The organism is Mycobacterium ahvazicum (genome assembly GCF_900176255.2).
In the GTDB taxonomy this organism is placed as follows: Bacteria; Actinomycetota; Actinomycetes; order Mycobacteriales; family Mycobacteriaceae; genus Mycobacterium; species Mycobacterium ahvazicum.
Genome location: NZ_FXEG02000002.1, coordinates 1,595,615 through 1,608,145, shown reverse-complemented (window position 1 = coordinate 1,608,145; position 12,531 = coordinate 1,595,615). Strand labels below are relative to the sequence as shown.

The window sequence follows — 12,531 nt, the reverse complement described above, 5'->3', positions numbered from 1 at the left end:
GCGGATGTAGCGCAGTTGGTAGCGCATCACCTTGCCAAGGTGAGGGTCGCGGGTTCGAATCCCGTCATCCGCTCGAAGGTGCACATGGCATCAACCCCCGCGGTGGAGTGGCCGAGTGGTGAGGCAACGGCCTGCAAAGCCGTGCACACGGGTTCGATTCCCGTCTCCACCTCCGAATTTTTCTCCCAGCGCGATTAGCTCAGCGGGAGAGCGCTTCCCTGACACGGAAGAGGTCACTGGTTCAATCCCAGTATCGCGCACCAGTATTACTGCAGTTCAATCCAGCTATTTGGCTGTTCAAGTCTCCGGCCGGATCGCCAACCGCCGACCCGACCGTTCAAGTCAGCACACGCTGCCAACCCTGGGCTACCGTTTGGCCATGCCCGAATTTCCCGCGCGACCGGTGGACCTGTCGTGGTTCTACACGCTCAATCTGCACGACCGGGTCAACCTGCTGAACAACCCGCGCCAGTCTCTGATATCTCAGTTCGTCGAACGCATTCTCGCCCAAGTCAAACAGCACGGGATAGAGCAAACGGTCGTCGACGAAACACAGTGGAGCGGCACGTCCAGCTGGAAGCTCGACGACTCAGTGAGGGCAAACCTCGAGGAGGCCGGCCACAAGCTTGATGGATGGTTCGATTCACTGACCCCCACCGAGCGCAACCACGTCATTTTGCACCGCAGTGAAGAGGGCACACAGACCGCTGCGACCAAGGCCGGCGTCGATCCACGCATGGCCCATCCCTACCTCGACATGAAGGCGACGAAACTCGGTCTGCCGTGAGATGGCGCGCGCCTCGCCGAGCGGCGTCACATCGACGGCTGAGCAAGGAGCCCACAGTGCGATTGATCAACGGTCGAGCACTTGCTGTCGTCAGCGTGGTGCTCGGTGTCGCGGTGTTGAACGCTGGTGCGGCGAACGCCGATGGCCCGGTCCAGGTGAAAAGCAGGCTCGGCGATGCGTGTCTGGACGCACCGGGCGGGAACTGGTACGCCGCGGTGGTGGTCAACCCGTGCAATGGTTCGGACTCCCAACGCTGGAATCTCATCGGGCGGCAGCTGCAGAACGTGGCACTCGGCGGGGGTTGTCTGGTCAATCCGGCGGGTCACGGCATGTTTGCCCACCTAGCGCCCTGTACCGGGATGTGGAACCTGAACTGGAATATCGACCCCAACGGCCACTTCTCAACCGATCCCGGGATGCTCTGTCTTACCGTCCTCGGCGGACCCGGCCCTGGGACTTGGGTGTCCACCCGCTATTGCGGCGATGATCCGGCGCAAGGTTGGGATATCGTTGCGTAATACGTTGACGCACACTGCGTTACGAGATTTCAATTCGCTCATCCAGCGACTGCTGTTCCGTCAGCCGAGAGGTGAATAGCTCGCCGCCCGAAACGATCCTAGACTCGCGCAGGTGGGATCGGATGGCCCGCGTTGTTGCTACGAGAGGACGGATGAGACATGCCGCTGCTGCTCCTAGTCCTCAAGGTCGCGCTGATCGCCTTCGTCGTCGGCGGTACCGCCGCGCTGATCGCCCGCGGCATTCGGCGCTCGCGCGCGAATCGGTTCGATCCGCGCTGGACGAGCCACCGCATCCAACCCGGATATGAGGCGTCCGCGCTCGGCGCTATGCCGACAACACCGCTGCCCGAGTGGGCCTACTGGGACGAAGACGGCGACGACCATCGCGACGGCGTCCGGCGCCGTTGACGCTGCGAGCCTAGATCCGACGACTTCAGTTGCGGCAGCAGGTATTCGAGCTGCCATAATGCAGTTGTGCCCCGCCGACGTCATCGGCGGGTCTGGGTAGGGGGGTGCCACACGCTGTGCCCCTTAAGCGCGTCGACGAGTTGAGGCCAGGCGACCGGATACGAATGAAGATCGGGCGTGCCACCGTCGTCGCCGTCGAGGCCCTTCCCGACGAGCGCACCTTGATCACGTTCGCCTACGGGACAAGAGGCGCCGCCGACAACGACCTGACCGTCGACGTCCTCGACGACGATGAGTGGGGCGACTGAGCCAACCCGACTGGACTCAGGAGCCCGTCAGGATCGTCGGGAAGGGGCTGCGCTCCGCGGGCAGGTCGGGCGGGAAACACGGCGAGACACCCTGCAGCGTCGGGGCATAACCGGGCTGATACCGGGCGATGATTTGCAGGATGTAACCGTCGGGCGCATAACCAAATCGATTGGGCTTGTAGAAGCCGTCCCGCTCGTACACCTGCCAGCCCCAGCTCTTCCAGATGTCTCCGGCCTTGGCGACGATCGTGTTCGTGTCAACGCCGGCCGGCAGCGTCAGATCACCATTGGTCGCGAATTCCATTGGCGGCGTGCCTGTTTCGACATCCTTACACGGATGCACGGTGCCGCCACCGCTGTAACGACTGGCGTCAAGCGTCGTCCCGGGCGGCAGCGCCGCAAGCGTCTTCTTCAGGTAGCCGATCACCGTATCCTGGGCCTGCTGTTGGGTTTTCGGGATGACGGGTTCCAGTTTCCAGCCGGGCGGTGGCGGTGGCGTTGATTCCACGGGTGGTCCTCCAATGGGCGTAGCACCGGTCGGCGTGGGTGGTCCTAGCGGGCGTTCGTGGCCACAGGCAACGACGAGCATGACCATCAACAGAGCACACGTACGGCGCATGCGTTTAGCCTCCCCCGCTCGGAATGGCCTGGGGCGGTGGCACACCGGCGATCACGGCGCCCAGATTGAGCAGCGCCGGGTTCCCCTCGCTCCAGTAGCTGCTGTGGGCCGCGACGCTCGGCGTCACCCCGAGCGGGTCACTGCTCGGCCCGGCAGCCGCGAACAGCCGCGTCGCACCGAAGTCGTCGGCGGTCGGATCGTGCCCCAGCGTCATGTCGGTCACCAACTCGATGATGTCATTGCGGGCGCGCATGGCATAGACATTCGCACCGGGATCCAGGTTCAGGTCACCAGCGTGCTTGACCAGCATCCCGGGGCTGCCGACCGCGATGACATTGTCGGCGTCCAGATGATGGCTTCCAGATGCGGCCGCACCGACCAGCGTCGAGCCGTAGCTGTGCCCGATCACCGTGTCGATCGACGGCGTGCCCACGTGCGATGCGCGCTGCCCGCTCTCGAACGCGTCCAACGCGCCCGCACCGGCCCGGGCCCGATCGGGCCACGCCGCCTCGACGAGATCCATCGGACGGTCGTAACCCATCCACGTCGTCACCGCGACATCGCCCGGCCTCAGGTTCGGGTCGGCCGCCATCGCGGAGTTGTACATCGCCAAAGACTTCAGGTCGCTGCCTTCGAAGGTCGCGAGGTCTTGCCCGGTGCCGGGCACCAGGATCGCATTACGCCGGGCGTAGTCGGGGTTTGCGATCGCGACCGCCCCGTGGCCCTGGTTGTCGATCAGGCCGAGGTAGCGCCGCACGCCGTCGTTGCGGTTCAACGCCGTCTGCACCGCCTGGTACCCCTCGAGGCTGTGCCGGGCCGCCAATAGTTGGGGCGCAAGTGCGTTGAATTCGCCGGTCGTCGCTTCGGTGTGATCGCCCATGTAGATCTGGGCCGCCAGTTCGTCGACGCGGTGCTGCAGACGGTCGACGTCGGCTTGCGTCTGCTGCTGCAACTCGGGCAGATGAAGCCGGTTGTAGTGATCCTTGCCGAGATGATCCTGCGGGTCCCACGGCATGCCGGGGTGATTGCCGATGTTGTGGTCCTGGCTGTACAGCCAGTCCTTTTCCTGCGGCGTGAGCTTGTTCCACAGGTCGGCGAACTGCTTGGGATCCTGCGGCAGCGGTTGCTCCAATGCCCGTTGCACGTCGGGCCGGTTGTCATGCGGCCCAGGCGGAATGGGCGCGTCGCCGTCGGCCATATTGATGGCCGACGCCAACTCCTGGTCGACGGCGTCAGCCTCGGCCACGATCGCGTCCAATCGGGTTTGCAACTCGGCGCGCTGCGTCTGCATCTTCGCCCACTCGGCCGCGGTGTAACGCAGCGCAGGAATCGCCACCACCTGACTGGCGGCGGCGTCGACTTGCAGCCGAGCCGCGGCCACGTCCGCCCGCAACGTCGCGAGCTCGGCCTTGACCTTGTCGATGCCGCCGGCGGCCTTCTCGGCGGCCTGCGCGACGGCGAGGGCTTCGTTCCCATGCGCGTCGAGATCTTGCCGCACCGCCGCATTCTGGTGTGCGGCGGCGTCGCGGGACGCACCCTCCCAGCCGGCGAACACCGAGAGCGTCGCCAACTCACGCGAGGCGCCGAAGGCGCTCTGCGAGCGCGCGGAGGCCGCGTGAAACACCTCGCGCACCGCTTCGGTGTTCCAGCGGTCAATGTCTGCGACCGATAAGGCCATACCCCACTGTTCTCAGCCGCGGCCACTGACCGCGGCAGCCCTGGCAGCGACCCCGGCGAGTGCGCGCGCTCGCTCCGCCTCGGCCGCCGCATGCAGGACCGCGGCATCTTGCAGCGCGAATCCGTGATCGCCGACCTTGCCCACCAGCACCCGCGACTCCGGCAGCCAGCGCGCCGCCCTGGCGCTCAGCGCCAGCGCCGACGTACCGGCCCAACCGTACTGAGCCGCCTCGATCCGGTTGTCGGCCGTGAGGAACCCTGCCGCCAGATCCTCGGCCTGGTCACTCACCCGCCTTCCCGAAACCGTCAACTGTTCCACATCGATGCTGATGTCAGACACCGTCGGATCCCCTTCCCGGCAAGCGATCCCGCTGGCATCTGCGGAGAGTAAGCACGCAGGGCGCCGAACGCACTTCACCCTTGTGCAGGCAGCGGGTGTCCGGGGCCCGGGCGCCGGCGCCGGCGCGCCGATCAACATGCCGAAGGTTGTAACTCAACCGGCGAACAGAGCCCCCAGGTATGAACTTCGCGGCGATTGCAAACTAAACGATTTGCTTACGGCCCGTTCAACACGTGAATAAGAGCGACCCGGTATGTATTTCATGATCAGGGCAGACTGAGGGATTTGTGAATGAGCATTGGGAATTCCGCTGTACGGATTACGCGGAAATAACAGACCCCGGGATTTATCAATTATTTATTGGCCGCCTCAAATGCCCCCCCCGCCACAGGCCACCATTCCCGGCGAGTCGGCGGGTGCGGCAGTCCCACGCGCGAACGTGGGTGGGCAAGAGTTGTTTGGGTGGGGCCGTCCACACCGGCGCCGACCCCCCGGCGGCAGCGGACGAAGATATGGAAAAGAGCTCTGAGCAGCAGATTCCTACTCGAAGAGGGTGGCCATCCGGCTCTCGCCGTCCTTGGGAGAGTCACATGAGGTGCACTGCATTCCGGCGCCGTTGCCGAAGCATTGGCTGGTGCAGTCGGCACTGCCGATCCCGATCGTCAACAGGAACGCTCCCACTGACGCCACAAACAGCGCTGCGACCGTCTCCATTTCTGACCTCCCACCCAACCCTGAATTAATTGCGACGTATATACCACCAACTCAAGGCGTCTAATCAACAAAAATGGACCAAATTGTCATCAACGTCAAGTTCAAATGCAAAATAAATCAAGATCAATACTTATGACGATCAAGATCAGTTGCTCGCGGGACTTGAGCGGATCAGAAATTTCAATGATTAGCCCATTTCGGCAAGACGACCCGCCGCGTCGTGTGCTAAGAGACCGAGGCGATGCCGACGCCTGGCCTGCGGCGCCGGGACACCCGCCGTGGCGTCCGGCCGGAGGGGATGCAACAGCCATCGTCAGCGCGAACGCCGGAGAGCCATTACAGGCTCCCGCAATAGCTTTGGGACACAGGCAAACTCGGCCGCAGCGTGACAGCCTGCGCTAACCAGAGTTCAGGGATGCCGGCCGGAAAATTAAGTGAAGCGGCCACCGAGGATCCGCCCGGTGGCCGCCTCGTCGGCCATTAAACGATGCTAGCTTTCGCCCGCGATCCGCGTGCCGTTTTTCGCGAGTTCTTCCGCGGATCCGAAGATCGGACCGCTCGTGCCCAGGACTGCGCAGGTCAGAGGCTTCGCCGCACCGTCGCCGACCGCTTTCGAACGTTGACGTTTAGCGGGACCGAATGGTGGCATCCGCGAGCCATGAGTCTCAGGGTGGAGTTCGTCCGAACCGACCTCGATCGCATACCGCGTCGCCTGGTGGCGATCGGCTGGGCGTCCGACGCGAACAGCTAGTCGACCATGCGGACCGCGTTCCATCACCAGCTCGACGCACTGCGGCGCAGCATCGCCGACATGTGCGATCTCACCGGCACCGCGATGGCCCAGGCCACCGAGGCCCTGCTGGGCGCGGACATCGTCTTGGCCGAAGGCGTGATCAGCGCGCACCCGGACGTCATCGTCCGGGCTACCGATATCGAGAATGACGCCTACACCCTGCTGCTCCTGCAGGCTCCGGTCGCCGGCGACTTAAGGGCCATTCTCGCTAGCCTGCAAAACGTCGCCGACGTCTATCGCATGGCCGCCCTGGCGCTGCATGTCGCCGATACCGTCCGGCTGCGGCACCCCTGCACCGCAATCCCGGACGACATCAAGCCCTACTTCGCCGAAATGGGCCGCATCGCCGTGGATCTCAGCCGGAACGCGAGGAGGGTCGTGCTGTCCGGAAACGCGGAGCAAGCCGCCGAACTGGCCCACGACGACGATGCGATGAACGAGCTACACCGACTCGTATTCACCATCCTGATGGACCGGAAGTGGTCGCACAGCGTCCCCGCCGCGGTCGACAGCACGCTGTTGAGCCGCTACTACGAACGGTTCGCCGATCACGCCGTGAAAGTGGGACAGCGGATTATCTTCCAGGCCACCGGTTCCCACGGCGGCCAACCTCAACTCGAGCGGCATCACACCGCGTGATGCCGTTGTGGCCGCGCGTTGTTCAGCGAGCCAACGGCTTGTAGAAGACCACACCGTTGCCTTTGTTGTCGTAGACCACGGCACGGCGCTCGTGGGCGTCGTCGTACGGGCCCTTCACGATGCCGCCGCCGCTGGCCTCCACGGCCTTGGCCGCCGCGTCGACATCGGCGGTCTTGATACCCACGACAACTTGCCCGGGTATGGGATGGTCGACGTCGGTCGCCAGGGCGAGGGTGACCGGCCCGCCGTCGAGGGCGGCGAAGTGGGCGCCGTCGCGGAACTTCAGCGCCATGCCCAGGGTCTCGCTGTAGAACCGGATCGACTCGTCCAAGTCGTCGGTCGACAGGATGATCATCTTTACTTCGTGCTCGCTCACGGTGCCTCCAGTCAGCGGCGGAAGACCACCCACCGCATCGCGCTATACATGTACACCGCTTCGCACATGCCCGCAACGATTCGCGACAGTTGGTACTGCAGCCCGATAGCCGACAACAGCGTGGTCACGCCGAGGATGAAGGCCAGGTAATTGACGACCACCACGACGACGTAGACCGCGAGCTGCGAGCCGACCGCCCCGTGGGACTGGAAGTTGAAGGTGCGGTTGAGCACGTAGCTCAGCGCGAAGGCACACGCGTAGGAGACGGTCACGGCAATCGGCACCGGAAGGTCGAGGCCGTCGCGCAGCGTGGTGAGCAGCACGAGATCAACGCTGAAGGTGAAGCCGTTGATCACGCAGAAGCCGAGGAACGTCGGGGCGATGATCGAACTGAGCCCGAACGGAAGCCGACTGACGACCGCCTCACAGGACTTGTGGAATCGATCGACCGCGCGCGACTGGCTGACCCGCGATTCGGCTGTCACGCGGTCACCGTGCCATGACCGGGTTTCGGCCACGTGAGCACTTGGCCAACTCTTCGCTCGCCCGGGTGCATCACTTCGCGGGCAGCTTGACGACCCGGTCGCCGGTGTAGTCGGTGACGTAGAGGTTGGCGGCCTTGTCCACCGCGATACCGCTGGGGTGGTTGAGCCCGACGAAGGGCAGCACGCTCTGCCGCTGCGTCGCGGCGTCCATCTTCAGCACCCGGTTGTCGGTGTAGTCGGTGACGAAGATGTCGCCCCCGTCGTCCACCGCGACGCCGCTGGGGTCGCCGGGGGTCAACAGGCCGCTGAACGGCACCACGCTCTGGCGGTTTGAGTCCGCCTCCAGCTTCACCACCCGGCTGTTGCCCGAGTCGGCGACGAAGACGTTGCGCACCTTGTCGAGCCCCACACCCTCGGGCGCGTTGAGACCGGTGAACGGCAACTCGATCGGGGTGCTCGAGCCGGCCGGCAGCTCCAGCACGCGATTGGCGTCGGTGTCGGCGAGATAGAGAGCGCCCGCTCCATCCGTCGCCACACCCTGAGGCCGGTGCAGGCCGGTGAACGGCAACACGATCGGGGTGCTCGAGCCGGCCGGCAGCTTGAGCACCCGATTGTTGTTGGTGTCAGCGACATACAGGTCCCCGGCGCCACCCCCCGCCACACCCTCCGGCGAGTTGAGGCCGATGAAGGGAAGTTCGATCGCAGCGTTGGAGCCCGGCGCCAGTTTGAGCACCCGGTTGTTCATGTCGTCGGCGACGTAAACGTTGCCGGCGGGGTCGACCTCCACATCCGCGGGGTGGCCAAGCCCGGTGAACGGCAATGTGACCTGCGCGCCGTACGAGGGATCGCGATGTTGATTGGACGGCTTGACGTCATGGGTTTCGAACTGGCCGGCGATGACGATGAAGGCGAGCACGACGGCGGCCGCGAGCGCCAGCGCGGCTGGAACCACGATGACCGGTCGGCGCAACCACGGGCGCCGCGCCGGGGTATCGGCGTCGTCGGGCCACGGCTGCTGGAACGGTTCGAGATCTGACGGTTCGTCGGCGGGTGCCGCCTCGACCGCGAGATACGAGGTGACCGGTGGCGGCGGCTTAGCGAGATGCGAACTGACGGGCGGTGCGGGCTCCGCGGGGTACCCGTTCGCGGCGGGGTTGGGCTCCGGCTCCGGTGGGGGCGCGGATTGCGCCTGCTTATCCGACAGCGCATGTCTGGCCCTGGCCGGTTCCCGCGTGGTCGCGGTGATGACGTCGTGCGCGGCGTCGGCCAGCGCAACCGTGGTGGCATACCGGTTGGCAGGGTCTTTGGCCATCCCGGTGGCGATGACGTCGTCGAGGCGCGGGGGCACGCCGGGCCGGGTGACGGACGGTCGCGGCGGCGGGGTGCTCAGGTGTGCGGCGAACAGCCACGTGTCCCCGGCGAAGGGCGGCTGCCCGGTCAGGCATTCATAGAGCACACACGCCAGCGAGTAGATGTCGGCGCGGGCGTCGGCCTCGCGGGCCCCGGATCGCTCCGGCGCCATGTAATGCCAACTGACGACCTCGTTGTCGGAGTTCGTCAACCGCGTTTCGTACCAGGGCGCCAGCCGGGCGATCCCGAGATCGACGAGGTAAGCGAAGTCGTGGCGATCAATCAGGATGTTGGAGGGTTTGACATCGCCATGCACCAGGCCGATCTCGTGCACGGCATGCAATGCGTCAGCCACCTGCCCGATGATGCCCACCGCGCGAGCCGGTTCGAGCGGCCCGTTGGCCAACACCTCTTGCAGGTTGCGCCCGTCGATGAGCTCCATGTCGATGTAGAGCTGGTCGCCGATCTCGCCGTAGTGGTGGATGGGAACGATGTGCGGGTTGTTCAGCCGTGCCGCCGCGGCCGCCTCCCGGCGGAACTGCTCAGCGATCGCCGGATCGGCAGCCAGCTGTGGCGGGAGCAGCTTGATCGCGGCAGTGCGATTGCCGGTCTCGGTGTCGTGCGCGCGCCACACCTCCCCCAGATCGCCCCGGCCCAACAACTCGACGAGCCGGTAGCGACCGAACTCCCTTCCCTCCACGGGCTCACCATACCCAGCCGAGCCGTCGTTTGAGGGTCAAGTTCTGTCCGCCTGTCGACGGGCGGTTCCCGGTAATCCGCTTCCCCCGCAAAGTTATTCGGATGGGTGCCGCCCAGTGGACGCGGCGACGGCAAAGCGACGGCCGCGCGGACGCGCACAGCAAACTTTCAAGCAAATAACATCACCATCACCAAAAGCGGCGGATGGCGAACCACAATGCCAACAACGATGCGGAACCGGGGGCGGACCGACTAGGACTTGGGCGCCTTCTGAGCGTCGATATCCATGTCCGGGCAGAACGCCTCGACCGCGGCGAACGCGATCTGCTTGGTCTGCTGCTGGCTGTAGCCCATGTTCTGAATCCGCTGCAGGGCCTGATCCGGCGAGACGAGGTTGTTGCGCAGCTCGTTGCACAGATTCGTCCCCACGTGCACGATCGTCTCGCGGCTGGAGTAGTGAATGTTGTTCTGGTCCAGGTAGTTGATGTAGTCGGGCGTATTCTCTGGGTCGGCGTGGGCGACTGCCGGCACTGAACACAGCAGTGCGGGCAGGGCGATGAGAGACGCCGCGAGTGCTGTTTTCATGGAACCGAGCATAGGATCACCCCCGAACTTTCAGGTGAACTATAGGCAAACGGCGATACTCACGGCAGGGCTTAGCAAAAAAATGCGACCGAGCGACCTCACCTCGCCCGCGGCCCGAGCGACCGTCAAGAACATCGCGGCCGGGCTACTCTGCGCCGCGGGCGTACCGGCGTTAGCCCGCCGGCGCCACCGCGACGCGCTCGCGATCGTGATGTTCCACGGCGTGGAGGACCAACCGTTGTCACCGGCGTGCTGGCATGTCCTGGACTCGGCGATGTATCGCCGTCAACTCGAATACATCCGCGACCACTTCAACGTCCTTGCGCTCGAGGAGGCCCTGGACCGGCTTGCCGCGGGGACGTTGCCGCCGCGCGCGATGGCGATCACGTTCGACGACGGCACCCGCAACCTCGCCACGCACGCGGTCCCGGTGCTGCGCGAGCTGGGGCTGCCCGCCGCGGTGTTCCTCGCGACCGGCCCGATGAACAGCGGCGAAACCCTTTGGCCCGACCGGCTTTGGCTCGCGATCGCACACACCACCGCGACCGAGGTCGATCTGACCGCCTTGGGTCTGGGCACTTGTTCACTGAACGGGAACGCCCATCGCGGGGCGGTCTACGCGTCCGCGGTGCAGCGGTGTAAAGACCTGGCCGACGCCCAACGGATCGCGATGCTGGACCACGTTTTCGGCGCACTGGGCTATCGCGACAGCGCCGACGGGGGTCCGTTTCGGATGCTGTCCTGGGACGAAGCGCGGGCGATGGCCGGCGACGGCCTGGTGACGCTGTATCCGCATTCGGTCACCCATCCGATCCTGGCCCGCTGCGAGGACGACAAGCTCGAGCGGGAGATCGCGGATTCCTGTGCGGCCATCGAACGTGAAACCGGCCGAGCACCAACGGTTTTCGCCTATCCGAATGGCCGGGCGCAGGATTTCGACGCCCGCGCCCGCGACGTACTGCGTCGCCGCGGTGTGCGCTGGGCGTTGTCGACGACCCCGGGATTCGCCGACCGTCGTTGCGACCCAATGGCGTTGCCGCGGCTGGCGGTGGGCAGCAATTCGTCGTTCGACTACTTCCGGCTCATGGTCTGCGGCGGGCTGCCGCGCCGCTAGCGGCGACCGGCCTTCATCGCGGCGGCTGCCAGCCACACGTCGTGCAGGCCCTCTCGCCAGCGGGCGACGTCGAATTCGCACGCGCGCGCGTAGGCCGCCGCGGCGAGTCGATTACGCAGCTCGACATCGACGATCAGCGATTTCAGCGCGTCGGCCAGCCCAGCGGCATCGCCCGGCCGGACCAGCAGTCCGTTCACCGCGTCGGTGACCACCTCCGGTATCGCGCCCACCGCGGTGGTCACCGGTACCACGCCGTTGGCCATCGCCTCCAGCACCGCCATCGGAAGGCCCTCGCTGTAGCTGGGCAACACGAAGATCGACGACTCGGCCAACAACTCGTCGCGGCGCTCGGGGCCGACCCAGCCGACGACGTCGATCGTGTCGTCGAGGGCGTTGCTGCGGACGAACTCCCGCACCTCGTCCACTTCTCCGTCGCCGGCCAGGGTGAGCCGTATTCCGCTGCGAATCTTGTTGGGCAACATATTGATCGCCCGGACCAGGTCGTAACTGCCCTTGTTGGCCCCCAGTCGGCCCAGCGACACCAGCCGCAACGGCTGTCCGTCACGCGGTGACGGGACAGTGCCGGGAAGGACCACCGGGTTGTAGAGAACCCGGATGTTGGCTTCGTCGACCCCAAGGCTCGACCGGAACCCCTCGAAGTGGGTACGACCGAGCACCACCGAATAGTCGGCGCGCAACGCCGCGCGCACGGCGTGGCGCTGGAGCCAGGACAGCTCGTCCAGCCACGCGAAGAAGTGGGAGCTGTGGCAATGAACGATGGTCGGAATGTGGCGACGCCGCGCGACGAACAACGGCACGGATTTGCGGACGACGCTGCCGCGCAACGAATAGTGCACGTGCAGCACGTCGACGGAGCCGAACAACAGCAGGGCCGACGACTTGAGCATGCCCGTGATGCCGGTCCACAGCTGCGCGGCAAGCGAGTCATCGATGTAGGTGGTCACCAGGCGCACCTGAAATCGCGGATCGGCGTCCTCCAGCAGCAAGCGCATCATCGTCGCCATACCGCCGCGGCTGTTGGGACCCGCCGGGGCATTCCCGATGAGCAGCACCCGGATCGGACGACCGGCTGCCTTCGTCACCAGGGTGCCCCAACGT

Annotated in this window: 15 protein-coding genes and 3 tRNA genes; 9 read left to right on the top strand and 9 right to left on the bottom strand. The window is 65.5% G+C overall.

Translation table 11 applies throughout. From position 1 onward, the window contains the following. The 7 genes from MAAFP003_RS09860 to MAAFP003_RS29125 all read left to right on the top strand — a co-directional run bounded on the left by MAAFP003_RS09860 (window position 1) and on the right by MAAFP003_RS29125 (window position 2,021). Window positions 1-73, top strand: a tRNA-Gly gene (locus MAAFP003_RS09860). Between the two features lie 28 nt (window positions 74-101). Further along, window positions 102-172: transfer RNA gene (locus MAAFP003_RS09855), tRNA-Cys, on the top strand. Between the two features lie 16 nt (window positions 173-188). Further along, window positions 189-263 (top strand) — tRNA-Val (locus tag MAAFP003_RS09850). Between the two features lie 116 nt (window positions 264-379). Then, window positions 380-787, top strand: a complete 408-nt coding sequence (locus tag MAAFP003_RS09845; RefSeq protein ID WP_096286488.1) for a hypothetical protein — start codon at window positions 380-382, stop codon at window positions 785-787. Window positions 788-843: 56 nt separating this feature from the next. Further along, window positions 844-1,305, top strand: coding sequence for an Rv1419 family lectin (locus tag MAAFP003_RS09840; protein ID WP_096286486.1), 462 nt, complete (start codon window positions 844-846; stop codon window positions 1,303-1,305). Window positions 1,306-1,464: 159 nt separating this feature from the next. After that, window positions 1,465-1,713, top strand: coding sequence for a hypothetical protein (locus MAAFP003_RS09835; RefSeq protein WP_096286484.1), 249 nt, complete (start codon window positions 1,465-1,467; stop codon window positions 1,711-1,713). Between the two features lie 164 nt (window positions 1,714-1,877). After that, window positions 1,878-2,021, top strand: coding sequence for a hypothetical protein (locus MAAFP003_RS29125; RefSeq protein WP_165796345.1), 144 nt, complete (start codon window positions 1,878-1,880; stop codon window positions 2,019-2,021). Between the two features lie 16 nt (window positions 2,022-2,037). Here the strand turns inward: MAAFP003_RS29125 and MAAFP003_RS09830 are convergent, their stop codons facing one another. The 4 genes from MAAFP003_RS09830 to MAAFP003_RS29120 form a co-directional block, all read right to left on the bottom strand. Further along, the gene (locus MAAFP003_RS09830; RefSeq protein ID WP_243393846.1) at window positions 2,038-2,529 is read right to left on the bottom strand and encodes a hypothetical protein; all 492 of its coding nucleotides are present in this window, start codon (window positions 2,527-2,529) and stop codon (window positions 2,038-2,040) included. A 115-nt stretch (window positions 2,530-2,644) separates the two neighbouring features. Then, window positions 2,645-4,318, bottom strand: a complete 1,674-nt coding sequence (locus MAAFP003_RS09825; protein ID WP_096286480.1) for an alpha/beta hydrolase — start codon at window positions 4,316-4,318, stop codon at window positions 2,645-2,647. Between the two features lie 12 nt (window positions 4,319-4,330). Next, the gene (locus MAAFP003_RS09820) at window positions 4,331-4,657 is read right to left on the bottom strand and encodes a hypothetical protein (protein ID WP_243393845.1); all 327 of its coding nucleotides are present in this window, start codon (window positions 4,655-4,657) and stop codon (window positions 4,331-4,333) included. Window positions 4,658-5,197: 540 nt separating this feature from the next. Beyond that, complete coding sequence (locus tag MAAFP003_RS29120) at window positions 5,198-5,371, bottom strand: hypothetical protein (RefSeq protein ID WP_165796344.1); 174 nt, start codon at window positions 5,369-5,371, stop codon at window positions 5,198-5,200. 757 nt (window positions 5,372-6,128) lie between these two features. On the opposite strand from MAAFP003_RS29120, the gene phoU reads away from it, so the two are divergent. Next, window positions 6,129-6,803 (top strand): phosphate signaling complex protein PhoU, encoded by a 675-nt coding sequence (phoU, locus tag MAAFP003_RS09815; protein ID WP_096286478.1) that lies wholly within the window; start codon window positions 6,129-6,131, stop codon window positions 6,801-6,803. 22 nt (window positions 6,804-6,825) lie between these two features. On the opposite strand, the gene MAAFP003_RS09810 is transcribed toward phoU, so the two are convergent. The 4 genes from MAAFP003_RS09810 to MAAFP003_RS09795 all read right to left on the bottom strand — a co-directional run bounded on the left by MAAFP003_RS09810 (window position 6,826) and on the right by MAAFP003_RS09795 (window position 10,298). Then, window positions 6,826-7,179, bottom strand: a complete 354-nt coding sequence (locus MAAFP003_RS09810; RefSeq protein ID WP_090601366.1) for a VOC family protein — start codon at window positions 7,177-7,179, stop codon at window positions 6,826-6,828. Between the two features lie 11 nt (window positions 7,180-7,190). Next, a complete protein-coding gene (locus tag MAAFP003_RS09805) occupies window positions 7,191-7,664 on the bottom strand; it encodes a GtrA family protein (RefSeq protein WP_096291020.1) in 474 nt (157 codons plus the stop codon). A gap of 70 nt (window positions 7,665-7,734) precedes the next feature. Then, entirely contained in the window at window positions 7,735-9,714 is a 1,980-nt protein-coding gene (locus tag MAAFP003_RS09800) for a serine/threonine-protein kinase PknD (RefSeq protein ID WP_096286476.1), read from the bottom strand. Between the two features lie 251 nt (window positions 9,715-9,965). Further along, a complete protein-coding gene (locus tag MAAFP003_RS09795; RefSeq protein WP_165796343.1) occupies window positions 9,966-10,298 on the bottom strand; it encodes a DUF732 domain-containing protein in 333 nt (110 codons plus the stop codon). 82 nt (window positions 10,299-10,380) lie between these two features. On the opposite strand from MAAFP003_RS09795, the gene MAAFP003_RS09790 reads away from it, so the two are divergent. Next, window positions 10,381-11,412 (top strand): polysaccharide deacetylase family protein, encoded by a 1,032-nt coding sequence (locus tag MAAFP003_RS09790; RefSeq protein WP_096286472.1) that lies wholly within the window; start codon window positions 10,381-10,383, stop codon window positions 11,410-11,412. On the opposite strand, the gene MAAFP003_RS09785 is transcribed toward MAAFP003_RS09790, so the two are convergent. Further along, the gene (locus MAAFP003_RS09785; protein WP_165796342.1) at window positions 11,409-12,515 is read right to left on the bottom strand and encodes a glycosyltransferase family 4 protein; all 1,107 of its coding nucleotides are present in this window, start codon (window positions 12,513-12,515) and stop codon (window positions 11,409-11,411) included. The two genes, MAAFP003_RS09790 and MAAFP003_RS09785, sit on opposite strands and share 4 nt — an antisense overlap. Window positions 12,516-12,531 lie beyond the last annotated feature (16 nt).